This window comes from Pseudomonas sp. S30 (assembly GCF_016518545.1).
In the GTDB taxonomy this organism is placed as follows: domain Bacteria; phylum Pseudomonadota; class Gammaproteobacteria; order Pseudomonadales; family Pseudomonadaceae; genus Aquipseudomonas.
On record NZ_JACVTO010000002.1, the window covers coordinates 254236 to 280638 of the forward strand.

Sequence of the window (26403 nt, forward strand, 5' to 3'; positions counted from 1 at the left end):
GCCTTGGACCCTGCAAGAGTGTGCAACGTTACCCGGCGTTGCCTTCCTGCGCCAGTAGCCGGCTGGCCGTTTCACCGACCTTGCGCACGGCCGCTTCGATCTGTGGCGTGGCTTGGGCGGCGAAATTCATGCGCAGGCAATGGCGGTACTTGCCCGACGCCGAAAAGATGCTGCCGACCGCGATCTGTACGCCCTGCTCGAGCAGTTCGCGGTTCAAACGCAGGGTGTCGAAACTTTCCGGCAGCTCCACCCACAGCATGAAGCCGCCTTGTGGACGACTGGCGCGGGTTCCCGGCGGGAAGTAGCGTGTCACCCAGTCGCTCATCTGGTCGCGGGCACGCTGGTACTGGGCACGCATGCGGCGCAGGTGCGGTGCGTAGTGACCCTCGGCGATGAAGTCGGCGACCGCCAGCTGCGGCTGGCAGGCCGTGCTGCCGGTACTGATGTATTTCATGTGCAGCACCCGCTTCAGGTATCGCCCCGGCGCCACCCAGCCGACCCGCAGCCCTGGGGCGAGGGTCTTGGAGAAGGAGCTGCACAGCAGCACGCGGCCGTCCTCGTCGAAGGATTTCAGGGTGCGTGGGCGCGGGTAGGTATAGGCCAGGTCGCCGTACACGTCGTCTTCGATGATCGCCACGTCATAGCGCTGGGCAAGGGTGAGCAGCGCCTTCTTGCGCGTCTCGGGCATGGTGTAGCCCAGCGGATTGTTGCAGTTCGGCGTGATCTGGATGAGCTTGATCGGCCACTGTTCCAGGGCCAGTTCCAGCGCCTCCAGGCTGATGCCGGTGATCGGGTCGGTGGGAATCTCCATGGCCTTCATGCCGAAGCCCTTGAGGGTCTGCATGGCGCCATGGAAGCTGGGCGAGTCGACCGCGACGATGTCGCCCGGCTCGCACACCGCACGGATGCTGGTCGACAGCGCCTCATGGCAACCGGTGGTCACGACCAGGTCGCCGGGTGCCAGGGTGCAGCCCGAATCCAGGGCCAGGCGCGCGATCTGTTCACGCAGGCCCTGGTTGCCGTGGATGTTGTCGTAATACAGCCCAGGCATGTCTCGGCGTCGGCTGAGCTGGGCCAGGCTGCGCAGCAGGGGTTTGAGCGTGGGGCTGTCGATGTCCGGCATACCGCGGCCGAGCTGAATGACATCGGGGTGCGGGGTCGCGCGGACCAGCTCGAGCACCTGCTCCCATTGAGAGATGTCCACCGGCCGTTGGGCGGGGCGGCTGATCGCGGGCAGGGCCGGCACGCCCAGGTGCTCGGTGACGAAATAGCCCGATTTGGGCCGTGGCGCCACCAGGCCGCTGTCTTCCAGCTGGCGGTAGGCCTGCTGCACGGTATTCAGGCTGACGCCGTGCTCCAGGCTCAAGGCACGTACAGATGGCAGGCGTTCGCCCGGACGATAAAGACCCTGCTGAATGCGTGCGCCCAGTACCTGGGCGAGGTTCATGTAGAGCGTCATACCATACTCCCGGGTCATCGCCGCGTAGCTGACTGATACAGATAAGCTGAAAATACAGCATTCAGTGTAAAGTCGGGTAATTCTGTATGGCGATAAAAGTGCTTGTTTGAATCTGTATTGTCGTAATGGTCTGGCGCATGCTTTCTCCGTGCCCTTTCAGGAGAATTCAGGATGAACAGCATGAGAAAGGTCGGTTTACCTACTGCAGTCCAGGCGTTCGAACGGGTTCAGGGAGCCGATGCCCCTGATGCACCGATGGATTTCGGACGCCTGGGGCTGATGCTGCATCGCTGGAACTCGCGCCGCGCGCTGGGCGAGTTGAGCGACCAGGCGCTGCAGGACATCGGCCTGAGCCGCGAGCAGGCTCAGCGTGAAGCCAGCAAGCCGTTCTGGCTAGGTTGATCAGAGCAGCGCCTTGAGCCGGTACCAGAGCATGCCCAGCGCCAGCAGTGGCGAGCGCAGGTGCCGGCCGCCAGGGAAGGTAGGATGCGGCACCTTGGCGAACAGGTCGAAGCGCCCCGTCTGCTGACCGCTGATGGCTTCACCGAGCAAGCGGCCAGCCAGGTGCGTGACGTTCAGCCCGTGGCCGGCATAGGCCTGGGCGTAGTACACGTTGCGCTGCTCGGGCAGGCGACCGATCTGCGGCAGGCGATTGGCCCCGATACCGATCATGCCGCCCCATTGGTAGTCGATGCGCACGCCCGCCAGTTGCGGGAACACCTTGAGCATCTTCGGCGCCATGTAGCCGGCGATGTCCTTGGGGTCGCGACCCGAGTAGTGGCAGGCACCACCGAACAGCAGGCGGTGGTCGGCGGACAGGCGGAAGTAGTCCAGCGCCACCCGCTGATCGCACACCGCCATGTTCTGCGGCAGCAGCTCGCGGGCGCGTGCCTTACCCAGCGGCTCGGTGGCGATGATATAGCTGCCGGCGGGCAGCACCTTGCCGCCCAGTTCGGCATTGAGGTCGTTGTGGTAGGCGTTGGTGCACAGCACCAGGGTATTGGCCCTGACCCGGCCGTGCGCGGTGTGCACCGCTACCTGCGCACCGTAGTCGATGCGCGTGACTGCCGAACGCTCGTACAGCTTCACACCCAGGCGCACGGCCACGTCGGCTTCGCCGAGCGCCAGGTTGAGCGGATGCAGGTGGCCCGAGCCCCGGTCGACCAAGGCGCCGACGAAACGCTGCGAACCCACCACGCTGCGCACCTGCGCCTGAGGCACGATCTGCAGGTCGTGTTCATACCCCAGGCCGCGCAGGGTCTCGATTTCCTTGGCAAAGCCCTCCAGCTCGCTGGGCTTGTAGGCCAGGTCGGCGTAGCCCCAGCTGAGGTCGCAGGCGATGGCGTGGCGCTCGATACGCTGGCGAGCGATCTGCACCGCCTCCAGCCCCATGCGTTTGAGGCTGCGCACACCGTCTTCGCCCAGCACCGGCAGGAACTGCTCGACATCGTGACCCACGCCGCGAATCAGCTGCCCGCCGTTGCGCCCGCTGGCGCCCCAGCCGATGCAGCGCGCTTCGAGCAGGATCACCGAGAAGCCACGTTCGGCCAGTTCGATGGCGGTGTTCAGGCCCGAATAGCCGCCGCCGACGATGCACACATCGGCCCGCTGCTCGCCCTCCAGCGAGGGGTGACGCGGCTGTGGTGCGCTGCTGGCCGCATAGTAGGAGGCGGCATGCTCTGCGCTGTGGATCATCTTCGGGCCCTGGCGTCGATGGGAGGGCGGCGAGAATAAGCCGGTATTTCACCTCACGGCAACCGGGCGTGGGCCTCGACACGGGTTATAATTTTCCGCCCCTTCGCCCCACAGGCTGACCATGTCCTGCAACCACAAGATCCAGTTCCTGCGCGAACTCGTTCCGGCCTTCGAATGCGAGCCTGGCTGCCACGACTGTTGCGGCCCGGTGACCACTTCGAGCGCGGAAATGGCGCGCCTGCCGCGCAAGACGCCGGCCGAGCAGCAGGCCGCGCTCGAGCGCCTGGATTGCGTGCACCTGGGGCCGCAGGGCTGCACGGTGTACGAGCAGCGACCACTGATCTGTCGACTGTTCGGCACCACTCCACGGATGCCCTGCCCGCGTGGGCGCGGGCCGCAGACGCCGATCGAGCCCGAGGCCGAGCGTCTGATTCACGGCTATATCGCCAGTACCCGCCAGGTGCTGGTCTGACGGCTCAGTCGGGGATCGGCAGGCACAGGCTCTCTTTCACCTCTTCCATCACGATGTAGCTCTTGGATTCGCGCACGTGCGGCAACTTGAGCAGGATGTCGCCGAGCAGCTTGCGGTAAGAGGCCATCTCCGAGATCCGCGCCTTGACCAGGTAGTCGAAATCGCCGGATACCAGGTGGCACTCCAGCACGTGAGGCAGTTTCAGCACGGCGCGGCGAAACTCTTCGAAGGTGTCGCCGGATTTGTAGTCCAGGCTGATCTCCACGAACACCAGCAGGCTGCCCTTGAGGTGCTGCGGATTGAGCCGCGCGTTGTAGCCCATGATGATCCCCTCGCGCTCCAGCCGGCGGACGCGTTCGGTGCAGGGGGTGGTGGACAGGCCGACCTTTTCGCCCAGCTCAGTGAACGAAATACGCCCGTCGCTTTGCAGGATGCGCAGGATGTTGCGGTCGATCTTGTCCAGCTCGCGCTTGCTCTGATGCTGGGTTCTCATAGGGGATGCCCCTCCGTAGAAGGCGATTGCGCCGAGAATTCTCGCCAAATATAGGCTTTTATATAGTGAAATGCACTGGCCTCAGATTCTTATACTGCGCCCATCCATGCCATTTCGAACAACACAGCGGCGTGCCGCGCATGAGGGATAGACGATGCGAGTTCTGGTACTTGGTAGCGGCGTGATCGGGACCGCCAGTGCCTATTACCTGGCCCGGCAAGGCTTCGAGGTGACGGTGGTCGATCGCCAGCCGTCGGTGGCCCTGGAAACCAGCTTCGCCAACGCCGGCCAGATCTCTCCCGGCTATGCCTCGCCCTGGGCAGCGCCCGGTGTTCCCCTGAAGGCCATCAAGTGGCTGCTCGAACGTCACGCACCGCTGGCCATCAAGCTCACCGGCGATGTCGACCAGTACCTGTGGATGGCGCAGATGCTGCGCAATTGCACCGCCAGCCGCTATGCGGTGAACAAGGAACGCATGGTGCGGTTGTCCGAATACAGCCGCGACTGCCTCGACGAGCTGCGCGCCGAAACCGGCATCGCCTACGAAAGCCGTACCCTGGGCACCACCCAGCTGTTCCGCACCCAGGCCCAGGTGGATGCCGCGGCCAAGGACATCGCCGTGCTCGAACGCTCGGGTGTGCCTTACGAACTGCTCGACCGTGACGGCATCGCCCGTGTCGAGCCTGCGTTGGCCGGAGCCAGGCACCTGCTGGCCGGCGCGCTGCGCCTGCCCAACGACCAGACCGGCGACTGCCAGTTGTTCACTACCCGACTGGCGCAGATGGCGGTCGAGCTGGGTGTCGAGTTCCGTTTCGGCCAGAACATCGAGCGCCTGGTGCAGTCCGGCGACCGCCTGGACGGCGTGATGATCGACGGCAAGCTGGAAACCGCCGACCGCTACGTGCTCGCCTTGGGCAGCTACTCGCCCCAGTTGCTCAAGCCGCTGGGCATCAAGGCACCCGTCTACCCGCTCAAGGGCTACTCGCTGACCGTGCCGATCACCGACGCGGCCATGGCGCCTGCCTCGACCATTCTCGACGAAACGTTCAAGGTCGCCATCACCCGCTTCGACGACCGTATCCGGGTCGGCGGCATGGCCGAGATCGCCGGTTTCGACCTGTCGCTGAACCCGAGTCGGCGAGAAACGCTGGAGATGATCGTCAACGACCTTTATCCTCGCGGCGGCGACCTGAGCCAGGCCAGCTTCTGGACCGGCCTGCGTCCGGCGACGCCGGACGGCACGCCGATCGTCGGCGCCACGGCGCTGAACAACCTGTATCTGAATACCGGTCACGGGACCCTGGGCTGGACCATGGCCTGTGGCTCCGGCCGACTGCTGGCCGACCTGATCGCGCGCAGAACGCCGCAGATCAGCGCGGCCGGGCTGGACATCGCTCGCTATGGCCAGGGCGGCGAGGTGCAGCGTCACGGCAAGCCGGTGTCGGCGCTGTAGGCGCCGGTTCACCTGCTACCGGCCGCGTCGGTCTCACAACCTGTCATCACCTGTTTCATCACAAGGCTGCCCCATGCGTCCCGCCCGTGCCCTGATCGACCTCCAAGCCCTTCGTCACAACTACCGCCTGGCCCGTGAGCTGTCAGGCGCCAAGGCCCTGGCCGTGATCAAGGCCGATGCCTACGGCCACGGTGCCGTGCGCTGCGCCCTGGCGCTGGAGGCCGAGGCCGATGGCTTCGCCGTGGCCTGCATCGAGGAGGCGCTGGAGTTGCGGGCGGCGGGTATCAAGGCGCCGGTGCTGTTGCTCGAAGGCTTCTTCGAGGCCAGCGAGCTGGCCACGATCGCCGAGCACTCGCTGTGGTGCGTGGTGCACTCGCTGTGGCAGCTCGAAGCCATCGAGCAGCACCCGGTGCACAGGCCGTTGAATGTCTGGCTCAAGCTCGACAGCGGCATGCACCGCGTCGGCCTGCACCCTAAGGACTACCACGAGGCCTATCGACGCCTGCTGGCCAGCGGCAAGGTCGCTCGCATCGTGCTGATGAGCCATTTCGCCCGTGCCGATGAGCTGGGTACGGCAAGCACCGAACAGCAGGTCGCGGTCTTCCAGGCCGCGCGCGAAGGCCTGGCCGCCGAGTGCAGCCTGCGCAACTCGCCGGGCGTGCTGGGTTGGCCGCAGATTCCAAGCGACTGGGTGCGGCCCGGCATCATGCTGTACGGGGCCTCGCCGTTCGAGGTCGAGCAGGCGCAGGCGGCGCGTCTTCAGCCGGTGATGACGCTGCAGTCACGGATCATCAGCGTACGCGAGCTGCCCGTGGGTGAGCCGGTCGGCTACGGCGCCCGCTTCACCAGCGAACGTCCCACCCGCGTCGGCGTGGTCGCCATGGGCTACGCCGACGGCTATCCGCGCCATGCGCCCACGGGCACGCCGGTGATGGTGGCCGGTCAGCGCACCCAGCTGATTGGCCGGGTGTCGATGGACATGCTGTGCGTCGACCTGACCGACATTCCCGAAGCGACCCTGGGCAGTCACGTGGAGCTGTGGGGCAAGCAGGTGCTGGCCAGCGACGTGGCGCAGCAGGCTGGCACCATCCCGTATCAGATCTTCTGCAACTTGCGCCGGGTCCGCCTGGAATACGAAGGCAACTGACCCGGCATCCTGGCGCAGTACGGGCGGCGTGTTGTGAATACTGAACGGCGTTGACATGATATCGTTCACATTCCGCACCTGATCGTTTCTGGAGACCCCCGCCTTGGACGTTGGCGAACGACTGCAAGCCATCCGCAAGCTCAAGGGCCTGTCCCAGCGCGAACTCGCCAAGCGGGCGGGGGTGACCAACAGCACCATTTCGATGATCGAGAAGAACAGCGTGAGCCCGTCGATCAGCTCGCTGCGCAAGGTGCTCGGCGGGATTCCGATGTCCATGGTCGAGTTCTTCTCGGTGGAGCTGGCACCGCCAAGCCCGACCCAGATCGTCTACAAGGCCGACGAGTTGATCGACATCTCCGACGGTGCGGTGACCATGAAGCTGGTCGGCAAGTCGCACCCCAATCGGTCCATCGCCTTTCTCAACGAGGTGTATCCGCCCGGCGCCGACACCGGTGAGGAGATGCTCACCCATGATGGCGAAGAAACCGGCATCCTGCTCGAAGGACGTCTGGAACTGGTGGTGGGGACCGAGACCTTCCTGTTGGAAGTGGGCGACAGCTACTATTTCGAAAGCACCCGTCCGCACCGTTTCCGCAATCCATTCGACCAGCCCGCTCGCCTGATCAGCGCCGCCACCCCCTCGAATTTTTGATTTAGCGCAGGCTTTCGCGTCGCCAATACCCCATTGCGCAGTGGGGTCGTTCACCCTCCCCAAGTGCCTCGGTATACTCTGCGGCGCTCGCCGACCGTGGCCGCGGGCGTGATCAGCCACCATGAGGGTGTACGCGTGAACCCAATCAAGAAGATGCTGGCTCTACCAGCAGCCCTGCTCGCGCTGTGGACGATGAGCGCGACAGCGACCACCAGTGACGAAATCGCCAAGCGTCTGGAGCCGGTCGGGCAGGTATGCATCCAGGGCCAGGAGTGCAAGGGCATGGCCGTGACCGCAGCGGCGGCCGGCGCAGGCGCCAGGAGCGCTGACGACATCGTTGCCAAGCATTGCAACGCCTGTCATGGCACGGGGCTGCTGGATGCGCCCAAAATCGGCGATACGGCCGCGTGGCAGGCGCGCGCCGATCACCAGGGAGGCCTCGACGGCATCCTGGCCAAGGCCATCACCGGCTTGAATGCGATGCCGCCGAAGGGCACCTGCGGCGACTGCTCGGACGACGAGCTGATGAAGGCGATCAAGAAGATGTCCGGGCTCTGAAGCGCCTGGCGACTATGGCTGGAGGCCGCGCGCGCTGATCCCGTGTGCGGGGCAGGCAACTGTCGCAGGTTTGTATCGAGGCGTGTGGCGGGGTCAGCAAATCGGCCCGGGCAGTGGTCACATCCTGCAGGTGCAGACCACATCTCAGGAGCCCGCCCATGCCCCAGCGCTGTTCCATCGACCAGGCCGTCGATCAGGTCCTGGCCCATCTGCCGGCCCATATTCACATGGGCCTGCCGTTGGGCCTGGGCAAACCCAACGCCTTCGTCAACGCGCTGTATTCACGCATTCGTGCGCTGCCCGAACGTCGCCTGACGATCTACACGGCGCTCAGCCTGGGTCGTCCGCCACTGGGCGAGGGCTTGCAACGGCGCTTTCTCGAGCCGTTCGTCGAGCGGGTCTTCGCCGACTACGAGGAACTGGACTACCTCGCGGACCTGCGCAATGACACCCTGCCCGCCAACATCCGTGTCGAGCAGTTCTTCATGCAGCCGGGCTCCCTGCTGCACAGTGCCCCGGCCCAGCACGACTACGTCAGCAGCAACTACAGCCATGCGGCGCGCGACATCAACGCCAAGGGACTGAACCTGATCGCCCAGCTGGTGGCGGCGTCGCCGCAGCGGCCCGATCACCTGAGCCTGGCCTGCAACCCCGACATCACCCTCGATCTGCTGCCGATGGTCGCCAGGCGCCGCGCGGCCGGCGAGACCATCCTGGTGCTGGGGCAGGTCCACGCCGAGCTGCCCTACATGCCGGGCGAGGCGGAGTTGACGACCGAGGCCTTCGACCTGCTGATCGACGAGGTCGAACAGCGGCGCCTGTTCTGCACGCCCAACATGCCGGTGACCACCCAGGATCACTTCATCGGCCTGTACGCCAGTGCTCTGGTGCGCGACGGTGGCACCTTGCAGATCGGCATTGGCGCCATGGGCGACGCCGTGGCGGCGGCCTTGTTGGCGCGGCAGGCCGACAACGCCGGCTACCGGGCGCTGCTCGAAGCGTGCGACCTGGGTCCTTGGCGCGCACTCGTCGAGCGTGAGGGTGGCCTGGACGATTTTACCCAGGGCCTCTACGGTTGCAGCGAGATGTTCGTCAATGGCCTGCTCGCCCTCGCCGAGGCGGGCGTGGTGCGGCGTCCGGCCGACGAGCAGGGGGCGCTGGTGCATGGCGGTTTCTTCCTCGGCCCGGCCGATTTCTACCAGCGCCTGCGGCAGATGACCCTCGAGCAGCGCGCACGCTTTTGCATGAGCGCCATCAGCTTCATCAACGAATTGTACGGCGACGAGTCGCTCAAGCGCCGCCAGCGTCGGGATGCGCGCTTTCTCAACACGGTGTTCGGCATGACCCTGCTCGGCGCCGGCGTGGCGGACCAGCTCGAAGACGGTCGCGTGCTCAGTGGGGTGGGCGGGCAGTACAACTTCGTCGCCCAGGCCCATGCGCTAGAGGGCGCGCGCTCGATCCTGCTGCTGCGCAGCTGGCGCGAGGCCGGTGGCCAGGTCAGCGCCAACCTTTACTGGCAGTACGGCCACTGCACCATCCCGCGACACCTGCGCGACATCGTCATCACCGAATATGGCATCGCCGACCTGCGTGGGCAGACCGACGCCGAGGTCATCGCCCGGCTGCTGGCCATCAGCGACTCGCGCTTTCAGGAAACATTGATGGCGCAGGCGAAGAAGGCGGGCAAGCTGGCCAAGGATTTCACGCTGGATGCGCGCTTCACCGACAACACGCCCGAACGCCTCGAAGCGATCCGCTCACGGCACGCCGCGCTGTTCGCCGAATACCCGCTGGGCAGCGATTTCACCGCCCAGGAGCAGGACCTGCTGCGCGCCCTGAACTGGCTCAAGGGCAAGTTCAAACTCAGCGAAATGCTCGAGCTGGGCAAGGCCGCGCTGGATGCGCCCGAGCCCGAGGCGTATCCCGCGCACCTGCTGCGGATGGGGCTCGACCAGCCTCAGGGGCTGAAGGAGGAGCTGTATCAGCGGCTGCTGCTGGCAGGCTTGCAGGCCACCGCGCCATGCCCGGCAGGGTGAGGCCGGCGCGGCGCTTCACGGCGGCGACCGACCCGCGATGGCCGACGGAACCGGCCCTTGTAGGGCGTCACGCGGGGGCGGCCACAGTCGAATGCAGCCCCCGCCTGGACGCAGCGAAGTGCCTAGAGGAACGACACCACGCCGCCTTCCAGTGACTTCACCCGAGCCAGCGACTCCACCCGATAACCCTGGCTGTCCAGCTCGGCGCGGCCGCCCTGGAACGACTTCTCGATGACGATGCCCAGGCCGGCGACGGTGGCGCCGGCCTGCTTGATGATCGAGATCAGGGCTTGCGAGGCCTTGCCGTTGGCCAGGAAGTCGTCGATCACCAGTACCCGGTCGCTGCTGTTCAGGTGGCGCGGCGAGATGGCCACGGTGTTCTCGGTCTGCTTGGTGAACGAGTACACCGACGCGGTCAGCAGGTTTTCGGTGAGGGTCAGCGACTGGTGCTTGCGGGCGAAGATCACCGGCACGCCCAGTTTCAGGCCGGTCATCACTGCCGGCGCGATACCCGAGGCCTCGATGGTGACGATCTTGGTCACGCCGGCATCGGCGAACAGGCGGGCGAACTCGTCACCGATCAGCTGCATCAGCGCAGGGTCGATCTGGTGGTTGAGAAACGCGTCGACTTTGAGAACCTGATCGGAAAGCACGATGCCTTCTTCGCGAATCTTCTGATGCAGTGCTTGCACTGTGTATTCCTCGATGTAGCAGAAAGTTGCCGCATCCAAGGGTCGCGGCACAGGTTGAAAGAGTAGGGGTGATTCAGCGTTTGAGCATGGCCCGGATGTCGGCCAGCGCGTTGTTGCCTCGCGCCGCCTTGACCTCCACCGGGGCATCGTCCAGGCCCTCCCAGGCCAGGTCGTCCGGAGGCAGTTCGTCGAGGAAGCGGCTGGGCGTGCAGTCGATGATCTCGCCGTATTGCTTGCGCTTGGCGGCGAAGGTGAAGGCCAGGGTCTGGCGCGCGCGGGTGATGCCCACGTAGGCCAGGCGCCGTTCTTCCTCGATGGTGTCGGCTTCGATGCTGGAGCGGTGGGGCAGGATCTCTTCTTCCATGCCCATGATGAACACGTAGGGAAACTCCAGGCCCTTGGAGGCGTGCAGGGTCATCATCTGCACGCCCTCGGCGTTTTCTTCCTCCTCCTGCTGACGCTCGAGCATGTCGCGCAGCACCAGCTTGCCGATGGCGTCCTCGATGGTCATGTCACCCTCTTCGTCCTTCTCCAGGGTGTTCTTCAAGGCGTCGATGAGGAACCAGACATTGCCGATACGAAAGTCCGCCGCCTTGTCGCTGGCGGTGTTCTGGCGAATCCAGTTCTCGTAGTCGATGTCCTTGACCATCTCGTGCAGCGCGGCGATCGGATCTTCCAGGGCGACCTTGTGGCGCACGCCATCGAGCCAGTGCTTGAAGCGTTGCAGGCGTTCGGTGTAGCGCGCGTCCAGGTGCTCGCCCAGGCCCAGCTCCTCGCTGGCCGCGTACATCGACACGCCGCGCTCGGTGGCGTAGTTGCCGAGCTTTTCCAGGGTGGTAGAGCCGATTTCGCGGCGCGGCACGTTGATCACCCGCAGGTAGGCGTTGTCGTCATCGGGATTGACCAGCAGGCGCAGGTAGGCCATGAGGTCCTTGACCTCCTGGCGACCGAAGAAGCTGTTGCCGCCGGACAGGCGATAAGGCACCTGGTGGTGCTGCAGCTTCAGTTCGATGAGCTTGGCCTGGTAGTTGCCCCGGTAGAGGATGGCGAAGTCGCTGTAGGGCCGGTCGGTGCGCAGGTGCAGGGTGAGGATCTCCATGGCCACGCGCTCGGCCTCGGCGTCCTCGTTCTTGCAGCGGATCACGCGAATCTCGTCGCCCACGCCCATTTCGCTCCACAACTGCTTCTCGAAGTCATGGGGGTTGTTGGCGATCAGCACGTTGGCGCAGCGCAGGATGCGGCTGGTGGAGCGGTAGTTCTGCTCGAGCATCACCACCTTCAGGGACGGGTAGTCCTCCTTGAGCAGCATCAGGTTCTCCGGCCGCGCACCGCGCCAGGCGTAGATCGACTGGTCGTCGTCACCCACCACGGTGAACTGGTTGCGCATGCCGATGAGCATCTTCACCAGCAGGTACTGGCTGGCGTTGGTGTCCTGGTACTCGTCCACCAGCAGGTAGCGCACGCGATTCTGCCAGCGTTCGAGGACATCGGCGTGCTCCTGGAACAGCTTGACCGGCAGCAGGATCAGGTCGTCGAAGTCCACCGCATTGTAGGCCTTGAGCGTGCGCTGGTAGTGGGTGTAGACGATGGCGGCGGTCTGCTCGCGTGGGTTGCGCGCTTTTTCCAGGGCCTCGACGGGCAGGATCAGGTCGTTCTTCCACGAGCCGATCATGTTCTTGATCTCGTCCAGGCCGTCGTCGCCGGAATACTCCTTCTGCATGATGTCCGACAGCAGCGCCTTGATGTCCGATTCGTCGAAGATCGAGAAGCCCGGCTTGTAGCCCAGGCGCTGGTGTTCCCGGCGAATGATGTTCAGGCCCAGGTTGTGGAAGGTGCAGACCGTCAGGCCCCGACCCTCGCCCGGGCGCAGCAGGGTCGCGACCCGCTCCTTCATCTCGCGCGCGGCCTTGTTGGTGAAGGTCATGGCGACGATGTACTGGGCACGGATGCCACAGTTCTGGATCAGGTGGGCGATCTTGCGCGTGATCACGCTGGTCTTGCCCGAACCTGCACCGGCGAGCACCAATAGAGGGCCGCCGACGTAGTCTCGGGCTTCCTGTTGCCGGGGATTGAGTCGGGACATGCTAGAAACCGGGGTGACCAGAAAATAGCCGCGCATTCTAGCAGGCATGGGTCGCTTGTGGCGCGCCCGTCTGACCGGGCGGTTAGGTCAGTCGATGCGATTGCCCGATCAGGGCATTTGGCGCAGGATGCACCACGAAAACCGGCGAAATGACGCAAAGTGACCACCACGACTAAAAGTGAGAATCATTGCCAGTCGTCGGTTAGCATACGGCCAGTCTAGATCATCGGTCCAAAGGCCTAAGGAGCCCGCTTGTCCACGCCCATCGAACCCGTGCGTCTGCTGCTGTTGGCCGAGGAGCCGTACTGGGCTGCACTGCTGCGCGAGTGCGTTCGACCGCTGGCCGGCAGCGCGGTGCTGCTGACCGCACCGAGTTGGGAAGCCGTGGACAGCCTCTTCGCCCATGATCCACAGGCTGTGGTGGTGGCCACCGCCCAGTTGCAGCCGGCCGCTGGCCGCTGCGATCTGCCGGTCATCCTGCTGCTGGAGGCCGAACCGGAGGCGCCGCCGGAGGGTGTCAGCGACTGGCTGGTGCGTGACTCGCTGAGCAGCGATGCCTTGCGCCGTTCGCTGCGTCATGTACGCGAGCGCAGCGTGCTGATGGCGTCGCTGCAGCGGCTGGCCGAACAGGATCCGCTCACCGGCATCGCCAACCGCCAGGGCTTCCAGGCACTGCTCACGGCGCGCCTGGCGCAGCACGGCGGTCGCGGCCTGGCCCTGGGGCACCTGGACCTGGACGCGTTCCGCCACGTCAACGACGCGCTGGGTCATCAAGGTGGCGATCGAGTGATCCTGCAGGTGGTGCATAGGCTCAAGCAGCGACTGGGACCCGACGACCAGCTGGCGCGCCTGGGCAGCGACGAATTCGCCCTGTTGATCGACACCCGCCGCGACCCCAACCGAGCCGAGCGCGTGGCCGAAGCCATCGTCGAAGCACTGGCCGAGCCGTTCTGGGTCGACGGCGAGAGCCTGCTGCTGGGCTGCAGCCTGGGCCTGGCCCACGCCCGGGCGCAGGCGGGCGCCGATCCGCTGCTGTGGCACGCGCACATCGCCATGCGCCAGGCCAAGGATGCCCAGGGCTGCACGTATCAGGTGTTCAACGAACGCATCAACCGCCACGCACGCAGCCTGGCCGACCTGGAAAGCGAACTGCGCCGTGCCCTGCGTCGCGACGAACTGGAACTGCACTATCAGCCTCGGCTGAGCCTGGAAGAAGGGCGGATCGTCGGGCTGGAGGCGCTGGTGCGCTGGCGCCATCCGCAGCGGGGTCTGCTGGCGCCCAGCGAGTTCGTGCCGCTGGCCGAGCAGAGCGGCCTGATCGTGCCGCTGGGGTACTGGGTCATCTGCCGCGCCCTGCGTGACATGCAGGCCTTGCGGCTGTGTGGGATGGAGCCGCTGCACATGGCGGTGAACCTGAGTTTCCGCCAGTTCCAGGACAGCCAGCTGCTGGCGACGCTCAGTCGCCTGATCGTCGAGCATGGCGTGGATGCACGCTGGCTCGAGTTCGAGCTGACCGAGACGGCGGTGATGCGTCGCAACGAAGTGGTGCGCCAGACCATGGATGCGCTGGGGCGGCTGGGCGTGCGCTTCTCACTGGACGACTTCGGCACCGGTTTTTCTTCGTTCGTACACCTGAACAGCCTGCCCATCGCCTTGCTGAAGATCGACCGCAGCTTCGTCGCCGGCATGGAAACCCGGCCGGAGAACTGCAAGCTGGTGCACGCGATGATCCATCTGGCGCACAACCTCAACCTGGAGGTGGTGGCGGAAGGGGTCGAGCGCGACGGGCAGCTGGCGCTGCTGCGCGAATTCGGCTGCGACCAGGTACAAGGGTTCCTGGTCAGCCGGCCGTTGCCGATCGATGAGCTGATGGTCTATCTGGCGCAGGCTGGCGGGCAATGCCACGACGGCCAAGGCCGATAACGGGCGCTGGCGGTCGGTGTCGACGCGCCGGGCCGCCAGGCTTTTCAGACAGAGCCTGACGTTGCTTGTGAAACATCACACTAGCCTGCCGCCGGCGTCGCACGACCCACGCCGGCCTTGCGCAGCAACCGCTTCATTCGCCATTCGAACGCGAGGGTCAGTGCGACCGCCGCGCATGCCAGCCCCAGCGCCAGCCCCCACCAGATGCCCACCGCGCCGCCGCCGAGGGTGAAGGCGAACAGCCAGGCGCTGGGAGCACCGACCAGCCAGTAGCACAGCAGGCCGATGATGAAGGTGGTCTTGGCATCCTTGAGGCCGCGGATCGAGCCCATGGCGATGGTCTGGGTGCCGTCGAACAGCTCGAACCAGGCGGCTACCATCACCAGTTGCACCGCCAGCGCGAAGATGCCGGCGAATGCCGGGTCGTGGCGGTCGACCAGCCAGCCGACGAAGGTGTCCGGGAACAACCAGAACAACAGGGCGAAGGCGAACATGAGTACCGCGCCCATGCCGATCCCCACTCGACCGGCACTGCGTGCGGCAAGCAGGTTGCCCGCACCGTAGTACAGCCCGACGCGCATGGTGACGGCGTAGGACAAGCCGGTCGGCACCATGAACGCCGCCGACACGATCGGCAGGGCGATCTGGTGCGCCGCCAGTTCGGTATTGCCGAGCACGCCCATGCACAGGGCGGCGAAGGCGAACAGGCCGACCTCGACGATGTAGGTGCCGCCGATCGGCAGACCCAGTCGCCACAGTTCGCGCAAGGCGTCCAGCGAGGGTCGCGACAGGCCCTGGCGCAGCGGGTAGGCCTCGTAGGCGCGGTGCCAGCGGATATACAGGGCCAAGGCGACGGCCATGCCCAGCGAGACCAGCGCAGTGACCAGGCCGATACCCATCAGGCCCAGCTTGGGCAAGCCATACAGGCCTTCGATCAGCGCATGGTTGAACAGGTAGTTGAGCACTGTGCCCACCAGGCTGATGATCATCACCGGTGTTGAATGGCCCAGGGCGCTGGTGAAGCCGCGCAGCGCCATGAAGGTGAGGTAGCCGGGCAATGCCAGCGGCAGCAGGGTGAGAAACTGCATGGCCATGTCGACGTTGTCCGGGCGCTGGCCGAACAACAGCAACACAGGCTTCAGGTTCCACAGCGCCAGACCTGCCCCCAAGGCCAGTCCCCAGGCCAGCCACAGGCCGTTCTGCGCCAGGCGGGTGGCGCCGGGGATGTCACCGGCGCCCTTGCGAAACGCCACCAGGGTGCCGACCGCCGCGATCACGCCCAGGCAGAAGATCGACACGAACGAATAGCTGGCGGCGCCGAGCCCGCCGCCAGCCAGGGCCTGTGGGCTGATGCGCGCCATCATCAAGGTGTCGGTGAGCACCATCAGCATGTGCGCCAACTGCGAGGCGACCAGAGGCCCTGCCAGGCGCAGCAGGGCCTTGAGTTCGGTGGTGGGCGCGACGTGCATGGGCGGGGGTCCTTCGAATCGGGTGTCACGGGGAAAGCGATTCTGCGGCCTGGGCGGAGATTGCACAAAAGGAAAAATCCGATCTCTCGCATGAGTCTGACTCATGCCGGTAAAATCCGCCCGGTCGACTCATCGCCCGACGAAGGAGCCGTATGTCCCGTCAGTTGCCCCCGCTGTATGCGCTGCGCGCATTCGAAGCCGCCGCCCGTCTGTGTTCGTTCACCCGCGCCGCAGAGACGCTGTCGATCACCCAGAGCGCGGTCAGTCGGCATGTGCGCACGCTCGAAACCCATTTCGGGTGCCGGCTGTTCATTCGCCAGGGTCGCCAGCTTCGGCTCACCGAGGCGGCACGCACGTTGCTGCCGGGCGTGCGTGACGGCTTCGCGGCGCTGGAGCGGGCTTGCGGCACACTGCGAGGGGAAGACGAGGTGTTGCGCATGAAGGCGCCCTCCACGCTGACCATGCGCTGGCTGCTGGCACGCCTGAGCCGCTTTCGGCATTTGCAGCCAGGCAATGAGGTGCAGCTGACCAGCGCCTGGATGGAGGTCGACCACGTGGACTTCAACCACGAGCCTTTCGACTGCGCCGTGCTGCTCAGCGACGGCCAGTTTCCCGCCGACTGGGAAGTGCGCCGGCTGTTCGCCGAACTGCTGATTCCGGTGTGCGCACCGCACGTGCTGGCCGAGGCGCCGTGGGACGCAGGCCGCCTGGCCCAGACCGAACTGCTGCACCCCACGCCCGACCGCCGCGACTGGCGCAACTGGTTGGCGCGAATGGGTCTGAGCGAACGCGTGTCGATCAAGGGCGGCCAGGTGTTCGATACCCTGGAGCTGGGCATGATCGCCGCGGCCCGGGGCTATGGCGTGTCGATGGGCGATCTGCTGATGGTGGCCGAAGACGTCGCTGCGGCGCGCCTGAGCCTGCCCTGGCCAACCGCCGTGCCCAGCGGGCTGGACTACTATCTGGTGTGGCCACGCACACGGCCGGGTGGCGAGCGCCTGCATCGGCTGAGTGCGTTTCTGCAGCAGGAGGCGCTGGCGATGGTATTGCCGGAGGTGGAGGTCCTGCCGGTCGACGCTTGATCTGTTGCAGAATTTTTCAAGAATTCGCGCGGTCAGCCTTGAGCCGGTAGAAGCGGATGTGAACAATGCTCGCTTTCGTCTTTCCCGCCGAGATTCGTCATGAACGTCCGTTCCTCCCTTCTGGCCTGGCTGGTGGTGCCTGTGCTGGCGCTGTGCAGTTGCCTGGCGCTGGCCGAAGCCCCTGCCGAGGCCACCAAGGCCCTGCACCTGCTGGACTACATCGGCGCCGACTACCCGCCGACCGTGCGCGACGGCCAGGTGGTGGACGCGGGCGAATATCGCGAGCAACAGGAGTTCAGCGCCGTGCTGGCGGACCTGCTGGCGCGCCTGCCGGCCCATGCCGAGCGCGAGGCGTTGAGCCAGGGCGTGGCGGCGCTGCGTGAGGCCATCGACCAGCGCCAGGCTGGCGCGGCGGTGGCGCGTCAGGCTCGGCAACTGGGCGCGCGCCTGGCAGTGGCCTATGAAGTCAGCCAGGCTCCCGTGATCACGCCTGATCCGGCCCGTGGCGCGTCGCTGTACGCACAGAACTGCGCCATCTGCCATGGCGACAGCGGCGCCGGCGACGGCCCTGCGGGGGTTGGCCTGGAGCCTGCACCGGCCAACCTGCGCAGCCTCGAGCGGCTGGACCAGCTAAGCCTGTTCGACCTCTACAACACCCTGGGGCTGGGCATCGAAGGCACCGAGATGCCGTCCTTCGCCGACCAGCTCGACGAGCGCCAGCGCTGGGACGTGGCCGCGTACATCGCCGGCTTCAGCGCCGATCCGCAAACGGCCCAGGGCGAGCGCGTCTGGGATATCGCCGACCTGGCGCGCCAGACGCCCGCTGAAATCGCCGCGGCCGAGGGGGCCGAGGCCGTCGCCGCGTTCCGCGCCCAGCGCGCCCGGCCACCGGTGGTCAAGCGCGGCCCGGCGCAGTTGCTCGACTACACCGCCACTACCCTGGACAAGAGCCTGGCGGCCTATCGCGAGGGCGATCACGACCAGGCCTATGACCTGTCCGTAGCGGCGTACCTGGAAGGCTTCGAGCTGGTCGAAAGCTCGCTGGACAACATCGATGCCCAAGTGCGCAAGGACACCGAAAAGTCGTTGATGGCCTACCGTCAGGCGCTGCAGGACGGCCTGCCGGTCGAGCAGGCCACCCAGCGTCTGGCAGAGGCCAAGGTGAAGCTGGAGCAGGCGGCAAAGCTATTGGGCAGCGATGGTCTGAGCTGGTCGCTGAGCTATGTCTCGGGCTTGCTGATCCTGCTGCGCGAAGGACTGGAGGCGATCCTGGTGCTGGCGGCGATCCTGGCCTTCCTGCGCAATACCGGTCAGCAGTCGGCGGTGCGCAGCGTCAACATCGGCTGGGCCCTGGCGCTGGTCGCAGGCTTCGCCACCTGGGCCCTGGCCGCCTACGTGATCGACGTCGGCGGTGCCCAGCGCGAGTTGCTCGAAGGCTGCACGGCGCTGTTCGCCGCGGTGATGGTGCTGTGGCTGGGCGTGTGGATGCATGACCGGCGCCACGCCGATGCCTGGCAGGACTACATCAAGAGCAGCCTGGTCAGCGGCGGCGGGCGCTTCGGCTTCGCCCTGCTGGCGTTCTTCTCGGTGTATCGCGAGCTGTTCGAGGTGATCCTGTTCTACGAAACCCTGTGGTTGCAGGCCGGACCCGCGGGCCACCAGGCGGTGCTGGCTGGTGGCGCCACGGCGCTGGTGCTGCTGGTCGGGCTGGCCTGGGTGATCCTGCGCGGCTCGGCGCGCCTGCCGTTGTCGCTGTTCTTCAGTATCAACGCAGCCCTGCTCTGCGCCTTGTCGGTGGTGTTCGCAGGACACGGAGTGAAGGCCTTGCAGGAAGCCGGGGTGCTGGGCACGCGGCCGGTGCCGTTCTTCGAGTTCGACTGGCTGGGCATCCACGCCGACGCCTATTCGCTCAGTGCCCAAGCCGTGGCGCTGCTGGCGATCGCGGTGTTGTACGGACGGTCGCGTATCGCCGAGAAGCGCAGGCATACTGTCGCCCGCTCGTAGACGCGAACGACCGAAGGTGGCCGGCTTCGCCGAGCCACCCCACCGCACGCCGCCTCACACCCAGGCGCCACCGCCGCCCAAGGAGATGAACCCATGCGTATCTGGATCGACGCCGATGCCTGCCCCAAGGCCGCGAAGGACCTGATCGTCAAATTCGCCCTCAAGCGCAAGCTCGAGGTGGTGATGGTCGCGGGTCAAGCGGTGGCCAAGCCGGCATTCGCGGTCGTGCGCCTGATCGTGGTGCCCGCCGGGCCGGATGCCGCGGACGATTACCTGGTCGAGCACGCGGTGCCTGGAGAGCTGGTGATCTGCAGCGACGTGCCGCTGGCCGACCGTCTGGTCAAGAAAGGCGTGGCGGCGCTGGATCCGCGGGGTCGCGAGTTCGACGAGCGCAACATGGGTGACCGTCTGGCGGTGCGCAACCTGTTCACCGAGCTGCGTGAACAGGGGCAGGTGGGCGGCGGCCAGGCGCCCTATGGCGAGCGCGAGAAACAGGCCTTCGCCAACAGCCTGGACCGGATACTGACGCGCCTGTCCAGACGCTGACCGGCGGCGTCTGGCGCCACGGCGCTGGCGGGCGTCACTCGTCGGCTTCGTGGGTCATTTCCAGCACGCGGTCGACCAGCTTGTAGATCCCGCTCGCAGCTTCGCTGATGGAGGTGGCCAGCATGTAGGCCGGGGTGCTCACCAGCTTGCGCTGGGTGTCCTCGACGATGTCGTGCACGTCGCATTCCTGGTGCGTGCCGCCCATTTTCACCACGGCGGCACTGGTCTGGGCGTCGTTGCCGATGGTGCACACGACACCCGGGCCGTAGATCTTCGCGGCCAGGGCCGGCGAGATGCAGATCAGCCCCACCGGTTTGCAGGCGGCGGCGAAGGCCTCGGCCAGCGCCAGCACATCGGGATGCACCGTGCAGTTGGCACCCTCCACCGCGAAATCGGACAGGTTCTTCGCTGCACCGAAGCCACCGGGGACGATCAGGGCGTCGAACGCCTCGACCTTGGCTTCGCGAATGTCCTTCACCTGACCACGGGCGATGCGCGCCGACTCCACCAGCACATTGCGCGACTCGGGCATCTCCTCGCCGGTGAGGTGATCGACCACGTGCCGCTGCGCCACATTCGGCGCGAAGCACTGCACCTGGGCCCCGCGCTGGTCCAGGCGCAGCAGGGTGATCACGCTTTCGTGGATTTCGGCGCCGTCGTAGACGCCGCAGCCCGATAGAATCACCGCGACTTTCTTGGTCATGTTGGTTGCTCCCGTGTCGAGACGTTCGATGCCTGTCGTATGACGTATTGGATCGTCGCGACGGCGCCGTGTTCAGTGCAAAGGCGTACCGCGACGGCCGACACTCAGCGCCGGTCGCTGGACTCGTCGCTCGGGCCATCCGCCTCTGGCGCGGCGCTCTGGCTGGCCAAGGCGGCCTTGCGCTCGGCGCGGCGGTTGCGCACGCTGCGGCGCACCCACAGCAGCACGCCGATCACCAGCAAGGTGCCCAGCACCCACAGCTCGTAGCGCTTGATGTTGCCCAGCATGCCTTCGAGGATGGCGCCGAAGTGGTAGGCCGCAGCGCCGAGGGCCAGCGCCCAGACAGCGGCGCCGATGCCATTGAGCAGCAGGTAGCGCCTGGGCGGGTAGCCGGACAGACCGATGGCCACCGGCATCACGGTACGCAGGCCGTAGACGAAGCGAAAGCTCAGCACCCAGATGTCCGGGTGCCGGCGGATATGCTCCAGGGCACGGTCGCCCATGGCCTGCCAGCGCGGCTTGCGCGCGAGGATCTTGCGTCCATGGCGACGGCCCATGAAGTACCACAGCTGGTCGCCGGCATAGCTGCCGAAAAATGCGACCACCACCACCCAGGAAATGTCCATGTACCCGCGGAAGGCGAGAAATCCTGCAAGCACGAGGATGGTCTCGCCTTCGAAGAAGGTGCCTAGAAAGAGGGCGAAGTAGCCAAAATCATGCAGGAATTGTTGGAGCATTTTCTAAGATGCTGGCGAAATGAACGCGCAGCCTACCCCTTCACGCGTCTGGGGGAAAGTGTCCAAATGTGTCTCAAAGTGAACATTTCCTACATACAAGTACCCTGCGGCGACAGGTCGCAGGGTTGCCCTTCCCTGTAACCTACGCGTCATAATGGACGCTTATAACTGTCGCGCTAGCCCGCCTGCGCGGGCTCAGGAGTCTGCCGTGAGCTTTACCCCCGCCAATCGCCTGTTTCCTGCCACACGCCTGCGTCGCAACCGCCGGGATGACTTTTCTCGTCGTCTGGTTCGCGAAAATACCCTCACCGTCGATGACCTGATCCTGCCGGTGTTCGTGCTCGACGGTGAAAATCGTCGAGAGCAGGTGCCGTCGATGCCGGGCGTGGAGCGCCTGTCCATCGACCTGTTGCTCGAAGCGGCCCAGGGCTGGGTGGAGCTGGGCATCCCGGCCCTGGCGCTGTTCCCGGTCACCCCGGTGGAGAACAAGTCGCTCGATGGTGCCGAGGCGTGGAACCCGCAGGGCATCGCCCAGCGTGCCACCCGCGCGCTGCGTGAGCGCTTCCCGCAGCTGGGGGTGATCACCGACGTCGCGCTGGATCCGTTCACCACCCATGGTCAGGACGGCATTCTCGACGAAGAAGGCTACGTACAGAACGACATCACCGTCGACGCCCTGGTGCGTCAGGCCCTGTCCCACGCCGAGGCCGGCGCGCAGGTGGTGGCGCCGTCGGACATGATGGACGGTCGCTTGCAGGCCATCCGCGAAGCCCTGGAACTGGCCGGGCATGTGAACGTGCGCATCATGGCGTACTCGGCCAAGTACGCCAGCGCCTACTACGGCCCCTTCCGCGATGCGGTGGGCTCGGCGCTGAACCTGGGCAAGGCCAACAAGGCCTCCTACCAGATGGACCCGGCCAACAGCGACGAGGCCCTGCATGAAGTGGCCACCGACCTGGCCGAAGGCGCCGACATGGTCATGGTCAAGCCGGGCATGCCGTACCTGGACATCGTCCACCGGGTGAAGACCGAATTCCGCGTACCGACCTTCGTGTACCAGGTCAGTGGCGAATATGCCATGCACATGGCCGCGATCCAGAACGGATGGCTCAGCGAAGCGGTCATTCTGGAGTCCCTCACCGCTTTCAAACGAGCCGGCGCTGATGGCATCCTGACCTACTTCGCCGTGCGTGCCGCTCAATTGTTGAGAGGGCAGTAACGCCCTCACAGGAACTCAGATGAATAACGAAGTGCTCACTGCTGTCGAGATCAAACACGCCAAGGCCCTGCCCGAGGAACTGGTGCAGACCCCGCCGGACCTGCCTGTGGCGTCCCAGCCTGCGGCCGAGCCCGAGACGGTCGTCGAAGCGGCCACGCCAGCGCCGGCCCCGGCCATTCCGGTGCCGAGCCTGGACGACAGCAGCCTGTACATTCATCGTGAGCTCTCGCAGCTGCAGTTCAACATCCGCGTGCTGGAGCAGGCGCTGGACGAGTCCTACCCGCTGCTCGAGCGTCTGAAGTTCCTGCTGATCTTCTCCAGCAACCTCGACGAGTTCTTCGAGATCCGCGTGGCCGGCCTGAAGAAGCAGATCAACTTCGCCCGCGAGCAGGCCGGTGCCGATGGTCTGCAACCGCACCAGGCCCTGGCGCGGATCAGCGAACTGGTGCACATCGAGGTCGATCGCCAGTACGCGATTCTCAACGACGTGCTGCTGCCCGAGCTGGAGAAGCACCAGATCCGTTTCATCCGTCGCCGCTACTGGACGCCCAAGCTCAAGACCTGGGTGCGCCGCTACTTCCGCGACGAGATCGCGCCGATCATCACGCCCATCGGCCTGGACCCGACTCACCCATTCCCGCTGCTGGTCAACAAGAGCCTGAACTTCATCGTCGAGCTGGAGGGGGTGGATGCCTTCGGGCGCGATTCGGGCCTGGCGATCATTCCGGCCCCGCGCCTGCTGCCGCGGGTCATTCGCGTGCCCGAAGAAGTGGGCGGGCCGGGTGCCAACTACGTGTTCCTGTCGTCGATGATCCACGCCCATGCCGACGACCTGTTCCAGGGCATGAAGGTCAAGGGTTGCTACCAGTTCCGCCTGACCCGCAACGCCGACCTGGCCCTGGACTCCGAAGAGGTCGACGACCTGGCCCGCGCCCTGCGCGGCGAGCTGTTCTCCCGTCGCTATGGCGATGCGGTACGCCTGGAAGTGGCCGACACCTGTCCCAAGCATCTTTCGGACTACCTGCTCAAGCAGTTCAGCCTGAGCGAGAGCGAGCTCTACCAGGTCAACGGTCCGGTCAACCTGACCCGCCTGTTCAGCATCACCGGCCTGGACAGCCACCCGGAGTTGCAGTACACGCCGTTCACCCCGGCGATTCCCAAGACCTTGCAGAACGCCGACAACCTGTTCAGCGTGATCAGCAAGCAGGACATGCTGCTGATGCACCCGTTCGAGTCGTTCACCCCGGTGGTCGACCTGCTGCGCCAGGCGGCCAAGGACCCGCACGTGCTCGCCGTGCGCCAGACGCTGTACCGCTCCGGCGCCAATTCCGAGATCGTCGACGCGCTGGTGGATGCGGCGCGTAACGGCAAGGAGGTCACCGCGGTGATCGAACTGCGTGCGCGCTTCGACGAAGAGTCCAACCTGCAGATGGCCAGCCGCTTGCAGGCGGCGGGCGCCGTGGTGATCTATGGCGTGGTCGGGTTCAAGACCCACGCCAAGATGATGCTGATCCTGCGCCGCGAGCAGGGCGAAATCGTCCGCTACGCCCACCTGGGCACGGGCAACTATCACGCTGGCAACGCACGCCTGTACACCGACTACAGCCTGCTGACCTCCGACGATGCCCTCACCGAGGACGTCGGCAAGCTGTTCAGCCAGTTGATCGGCATGGGCAAGACCCTGCGCATGAAGAAGCTGCTGCACGCCCCCTTCACCCTGAAGAAGGGCATGCTCGACATGATCGCCCGCGAGACGCAGTTCGCCCTGGATGGCAAGCCGGCGCACATCATCGCCAAGTTCAACTCGCTGACCGACGCCAAGGTGATCAAGGCGCTGTACAAGGCCAGCCAGTCGGGCGTACGCATCGACCTGGTGGTGCGCGGCATGTGCTGCCTGCGCCCGGGTATCGCCGGCGTATCGCACAACATCACGGTGCGCTCGATCATCGGCCGGTTCCTGGAGCACACTCGGGTGTTCTATTTCCTCAATGGCGGCGACGAGCAGATCTACCTGTCCAGCGCCGACTGGATGGAACGCAACCTCGACAAGCGGGTGGAGACCTGTTTCCCGGTGGAGGGCAAGAAGCTGCTGCTGCGGGTCAAGAAGGAGCTGGAGAGCTACCTGACCGACAACACCCAGGCCTGGACCTTGCAGCCCGATGGCCGCTACGTGCGCAGCACGCCGACCGGCAACCAGAACCCGCGCAGCGCGCAGGCGACGCTGCTGGAGCGCCTGAGCAACCCGGTGCTGAACGTGCGCTGAGGCCTGGCCGGCGCGGTGACCGGCAGCGCGGCTGAGCCGGGGTCGGTCACGCCGTGGCCGGTGCCCCTGCACCGGCGCCTGGGAACGTGGATCGGGTCACCGACCCTCAGCGCACGCTGAGGATGAACCCGACCCGTGCCAGCCATTCGGCTTCGTTGGCGAAATCGGCCTGGGTCAGCTGGTTCTGCTCCAGCCAACCTTCCGGGAACACCACTTCCAGGCTGTCGTCGCCGGCCTTGAGTTCCACCTTGGGCATCTGCTGGGTGCCACGAATGTGGTGGAACAGGATGGCGAAGCGCAGCAGCACGCACAGGCGGATCAGCTTGACGCCTTCGTCGCCGAACTCGGCGAACTTGTCCTTGGGAATGTTGCGGCGGTGGCCACGCACCAGCAGCGCGAGCATCTGCTGGTCCTCGCGGGAAAAGCCCGCCAGGTCGGAGTGCTCGATGAGGTAGGCGCCGTGCTTGTGATAGTGGTAGTGGGCGATGTCCAGCCCCACCTCGTGCACCTTGGCCGCCCAGCCCAGCAGGTCGCGCCAGTTGCCGTTCTCCAGGTCCCAGGCTTTGGCCACCTGGTCGAAGGCATGCGCGGCCTTGCGCTCGACCCGCGCCGCCTGGCTCTGGTCGACATGGTAGCGCTCCATCAGCGAGTTCAGCGTGCGCTCGCGCACATCCTCGTGATGGTGCCGGCCCAGCAGGTCGAACAGCACGCCCTCGCGCAGGGCCCCGTCGCAGTGGTCCATGCGCTGCAGTTCCAGGGCGTCGAAGATCGCCTCCAGAATGGCCAGGCCGGCAGGGAAGATCGCCCGGCGGTCGGGCTTGACGCCCTCGAAGTCGATCCTGTCGACCTCGCCGAGCTTGAACAGCTTGCGCTTGAGCGAGGCCAGCCCTTCGGCGTTGACCTCGCCACTGCCCTGGCCATGCGCCTTGATCGCGGCGCCGATGGCGCGGATGGTCCCGGAAGAGCCGATGGCTTCGTCCCAGGTCAGGCGATGCAGGGCGTTCTCGATGCTCATCAGTTCCAGGCGCGCGGCGGTGTAGGCCTGGGCGTAGCGCGCCGGAGTGATCTTGCCGTCGCGGAAGTAGCGCTGGGTGAAGCTCACGCAGCCCATCTGCAGGCTTTCGCGCAGCAGCGGCTCGAAGCGCTGGCCGATGATGAATTCGGTACTGCCGCCGCCGATGTCGGCGACCAGGCGTTTGCCGGGGTTGTCGGCCAGGGTGTGGGAGACACCCAGGTAGATCAGGCGGGCCTCTTCACGGCCGGAAATCACCTCCACCGGGTGGCCGAGGATCGCTTCTGCACGCTGGATGAAGGCGTTGCGGTTGCGCGCCTCGCGCAGGGCATTGGTGCCGACGATGCGCACGGCGCCGGCCGGCATGCCGTTGATCAGTTGGGAAAACCGCTTCAGGCATTCGAGGCCGCGCTGCATGGCTTCCTCGCTCAGCAAGCGGTCTTCGCTGATGCCGGCGGCCAGCTGAACCTTCTCCCCCAGCCGCTCGAGAATGCGGATCTCGGTATGGTGGGCCTTGGCCACGACCATGTGGAAGCTGTTGGAGCCAAGGTCGATGGCGGCGATCAGAGACAGGTTCTTCGCGGTGGTATGCGGCATATCTGGTTGTTCTCGGTCGATAACCTGGCAATCCTGCCACGATCGCAGGCCGACGCCAACGCGCGGCATGGCAAGGTTTGACGCAAGGCAATGTACAGGTGGCCTGTG

21 protein-coding genes and 1 pseudogene are annotated in these 26403 nt (G+C 65.8%); 13 read left to right on the forward strand and 9 right to left on the reverse strand.

Annotated elements, in window-relative coordinates; genetic code table 11:
• Positions 1-28: 28 nt before the first annotated feature.
• On the reverse strand, positions 29-1459 hold the full coding sequence (locus tag IAE34_RS04050; protein WP_200137569.1) for an aminotransferase-like domain-containing protein: 1431 nt from the start codon (positions 1457-1459) through the stop codon (positions 29-31).
• 171 nt (positions 1460-1630) lie between these two features.
• Here IAE34_RS04050 and IAE34_RS04055 point away from each other — a divergent pair, with 171 nt between their 5' ends.
• Positions 1631-1861, forward strand: a complete 231-nt coding sequence (locus tag IAE34_RS04055) for a DUF1127 domain-containing protein (RefSeq protein WP_200137570.1) — start codon at positions 1631-1633, stop codon at positions 1859-1861.
• Here IAE34_RS04055 and IAE34_RS04060 read toward each other — a convergent pair whose 3' ends face one another.
• A complete protein-coding gene (locus tag IAE34_RS04060; protein ID WP_200137571.1) occupies positions 1862-3154 on the reverse strand; it encodes an NAD(P)/FAD-dependent oxidoreductase in 1293 nt (430 codons plus the stop codon).
• A gap of 121 nt (positions 3155-3275) precedes the next feature.
• On the opposite strand from IAE34_RS04060, the gene IAE34_RS04065 reads away from it, so the two are divergent.
• A complete protein-coding gene (locus IAE34_RS04065; RefSeq protein WP_200137572.1) occupies positions 3276-3626 on the forward strand; it encodes a YkgJ family cysteine cluster protein in 351 nt (116 codons plus the stop codon).
• 4 nt (positions 3627-3630) lie between these two features.
• Here the strand turns inward: IAE34_RS04065 and dadR are convergent, their stop codons facing one another.
• Entirely contained in the window at positions 3631-4119 is a 489-nt protein-coding gene (dadR, locus tag IAE34_RS04070) for a transcriptional regulator DadR (RefSeq protein WP_039581953.1), read from the reverse strand.
• A gap of 154 nt (positions 4120-4273) precedes the next feature.
• On the opposite strand from dadR, the gene dadA reads away from it, so the two are divergent.
• From dadA to IAE34_RS04095, 5 genes are all read left to right on the forward strand, one after another.
• On the forward strand, positions 4274-5572 hold the full coding sequence (gene dadA / locus IAE34_RS04075) for a D-amino acid dehydrogenase (RefSeq protein ID WP_200137573.1): 1299 nt from the start codon (positions 4274-4276) through the stop codon (positions 5570-5572).
• A 73-nt stretch (positions 5573-5645) separates the two neighbouring features.
• Complete coding sequence (alr, locus tag IAE34_RS04080) at positions 5646-6719, forward strand: alanine racemase (protein ID WP_200137574.1); 1074 nt, start codon at positions 5646-5648, stop codon at positions 6717-6719.
• Positions 6720-6822: 103 nt separating this feature from the next.
• Positions 6823-7371: a cupin domain-containing protein gene (locus IAE34_RS04085; protein ID WP_200137575.1), complete on the forward strand. Its 549-nt coding sequence runs from the start codon at positions 6823-6825 to the stop codon at positions 7369-7371.
• Positions 7372-7506: 135 nt separating this feature from the next.
• Entirely contained in the window at positions 7507-7929 is a 423-nt protein-coding gene (locus IAE34_RS04090) for a c-type cytochrome (RefSeq protein WP_325100968.1), read from the forward strand.
• A gap of 158 nt (positions 7930-8087) precedes the next feature.
• Positions 8088-9965, forward strand: coding sequence for an acetyl-CoA hydrolase/transferase family protein (locus tag IAE34_RS04095; protein WP_200137576.1), 1878 nt, complete (start codon positions 8088-8090; stop codon positions 9963-9965).
• Positions 9966-10087: 122 nt separating this feature from the next.
• Here IAE34_RS04095 and IAE34_RS04100 read toward each other — a convergent pair whose 3' ends face one another.
• Positions 10088-10657: a xanthine phosphoribosyltransferase gene (locus tag IAE34_RS04100; RefSeq protein ID WP_200137577.1), complete on the reverse strand. Its 570-nt coding sequence runs from the start codon at positions 10655-10657 to the stop codon at positions 10088-10090.
• 73 nt (positions 10658-10730) lie between these two features.
• On the reverse strand, positions 10731-12740 hold the full coding sequence (gene rep / locus IAE34_RS04105) for a DNA helicase Rep (RefSeq protein ID WP_200137578.1): 2010 nt from the start codon (positions 12738-12740) through the stop codon (positions 10731-10733).
• 252 nt (positions 12741-12992) lie between these two features.
• On the opposite strand from rep, the gene IAE34_RS04110 reads away from it, so the two are divergent.
• Positions 12993-14663, forward strand: a complete 1671-nt coding sequence (locus IAE34_RS04110; protein ID WP_200137579.1) for a putative bifunctional diguanylate cyclase/phosphodiesterase — start codon at positions 12993-12995, stop codon at positions 14661-14663.
• 80 nt (positions 14664-14743) lie between these two features.
• Here the strand turns inward: IAE34_RS04110 and IAE34_RS04115 are convergent, their stop codons facing one another.
• Positions 14744-16132: a NorM family multidrug efflux MATE transporter gene (locus IAE34_RS04115; protein WP_200137580.1), complete on the reverse strand. Its 1389-nt coding sequence runs from the start codon at positions 16130-16132 to the stop codon at positions 14744-14746.
• 152 nt (positions 16133-16284) lie between these two features.
• Between IAE34_RS04115 and IAE34_RS04120 the strand changes: the two genes are divergently transcribed.
• From IAE34_RS04120 to IAE34_RS04130, 3 genes and pseudogenes are all read left to right on the forward strand, one after another.
• Positions 16285-17214, forward strand: coding sequence for a LysR substrate-binding domain-containing protein (locus tag IAE34_RS04120; protein WP_200137581.1), 930 nt, complete (start codon positions 16285-16287; stop codon positions 17212-17214).
• 99 nt (positions 17215-17313) lie between these two features.
• The gene (locus IAE34_RS04125) at positions 17314-19218 is read left to right on the forward strand and encodes an FTR1 family protein (protein ID WP_200137582.1); all 1905 of its coding nucleotides are present in this window, start codon (positions 17314-17316) and stop codon (positions 19216-19218) included.
• A 93-nt stretch (positions 19219-19311) separates the two neighbouring features.
• Positions 19312-19789 (forward strand): annotated as a pseudogene (locus IAE34_RS04130) (YaiI/YqxD family protein); the annotation flags it as partial.
• 9 nt (positions 19790-19798) lie between these two features.
• Here the strand turns inward: IAE34_RS04130 and elbB are convergent.
• The gene (gene elbB, locus IAE34_RS04135) at positions 19799-20467 is read right to left on the reverse strand and encodes an isoprenoid biosynthesis glyoxalase ElbB (protein WP_200137584.1); all 669 of its coding nucleotides are present in this window, start codon (positions 20465-20467) and stop codon (positions 19799-19801) included.
• Between the two features lie 104 nt (positions 20468-20571).
• Positions 20572-21204: a DedA family protein gene (locus IAE34_RS04140; RefSeq protein WP_200137585.1), complete on the reverse strand. Its 633-nt coding sequence runs from the start codon at positions 21202-21204 to the stop codon at positions 20572-20574.
• A gap of 208 nt (positions 21205-21412) precedes the next feature.
• Here IAE34_RS04140 and hemB point away from each other — a divergent pair, with 208 nt between their 5' ends.
• Positions 21413-22423 carry a porphobilinogen synthase gene (gene hemB, locus IAE34_RS04145; protein WP_200137586.1) on the forward strand — a complete coding sequence of 337 codons (1011 nt, stop codon included), beginning with the start codon at positions 21413-21415 and terminating at the stop codon, positions 22421-22423.
• A gap of 19 nt (positions 22424-22442) precedes the next feature.
• Positions 22443-24686, forward strand: a complete 2244-nt coding sequence (ppk1, locus tag IAE34_RS04150; protein WP_200137587.1) for a polyphosphate kinase 1 — start codon at positions 22443-22445, stop codon at positions 24684-24686.
• Between the two features lie 106 nt (positions 24687-24792).
• Here ppk1 and ppx read toward each other — a convergent pair whose 3' ends face one another.
• Positions 24793-26295, reverse strand: coding sequence for an exopolyphosphatase (gene ppx, locus IAE34_RS04155; protein WP_200137588.1), 1503 nt, complete (start codon positions 26293-26295; stop codon positions 24793-24795).
• Positions 26296-26403: the final 108 nt, after the last annotated feature.

Bases quoted from the DNA above. Each gene is read 5' to 3' on its own strand.
- ppx (WP_200137588.1), bottom strand. From the start codon at position 26,295: ATGCCGCATACCACCGCGAAGAACCTGTCTCTGATCGCCGCCATCGAC.
- IAE34_RS04055 (WP_200137570.1), top strand. From the start codon at position 1,631: ATGAACAGCATGAGAAAGGTCGGTTTACCTACTGCAGTCCAGGCGTTC.
- elbB (WP_200137584.1), bottom strand. From the start codon at position 20,467: ATGACCAAGAAAGTCGCGGTGATTCTATCGGGCTGCGGCGTCTACGAC.
- IAE34_RS04125 (WP_200137582.1), top strand. From the start codon at position 17,314: ATGAACGTCCGTTCCTCCCTTCTGGCCTGGCTGGTGGTGCCTGTGCTG.
- rep (WP_200137578.1), bottom strand. From the start codon at position 12,740: ATGTCCCGACTCAATCCCCGGCAACAGGAAGCCCGAGACTACGTCGGC.
- IAE34_RS04095 (WP_200137576.1), top strand. From the start codon at position 8,088: ATGCCCCAGCGCTGTTCCATCGACCAGGCCGTCGATCAGGTCCTGGCC.
- dadA (WP_200137573.1), top strand. From the start codon at position 4,274: ATGCGAGTTCTGGTACTTGGTAGCGGCGTGATCGGGACCGCCAGTGCC.
- IAE34_RS04050 (WP_200137569.1), bottom strand. From the start codon at position 1,459: ATGACGCTCTACATGAACCTCGCCCAGGTACTGGGCGCACGCATTCAG.
- dadR (WP_039581953.1), bottom strand. From the start codon at position 4,119: ATGAGAACCCAGCATCAGAGCAAGCGCGAGCTGGACAAGATCGACCGC.
- IAE34_RS04140 (WP_200137585.1), bottom strand. From the start codon at position 21,204: ATGCTCCAACAATTCCTGCATGATTTTGGCTACTTCGCCCTCTTTCTA.
- IAE34_RS04065 (WP_200137572.1), top strand. From the start codon at position 3,276: ATGTCCTGCAACCACAAGATCCAGTTCCTGCGCGAACTCGTTCCGGCC.
- IAE34_RS04060 (WP_200137571.1), bottom strand. From the start codon at position 3,154: ATGATCCACAGCGCAGAGCATGCCGCCTCCTACTATGCGGCCAGCAGC.
- IAE34_RS04115 (WP_200137580.1), bottom strand. From the start codon at position 16,132: ATGCACGTCGCGCCCACCACCGAACTCAAGGCCCTGCTGCGCCTGGCA.
- ppk1 (WP_200137587.1), top strand. From the start codon at position 22,443: ATGAATAACGAAGTGCTCACTGCTGTCGAGATCAAACACGCCAAGGCC.
- IAE34_RS04120 (WP_200137581.1), top strand. From the start codon at position 16,285: ATGTCCCGTCAGTTGCCCCCGCTGTATGCGCTGCGCGCATTCGAAGCC.
- alr (WP_200137574.1), top strand. From the start codon at position 5,646: ATGCGTCCCGCCCGTGCCCTGATCGACCTCCAAGCCCTTCGTCACAAC.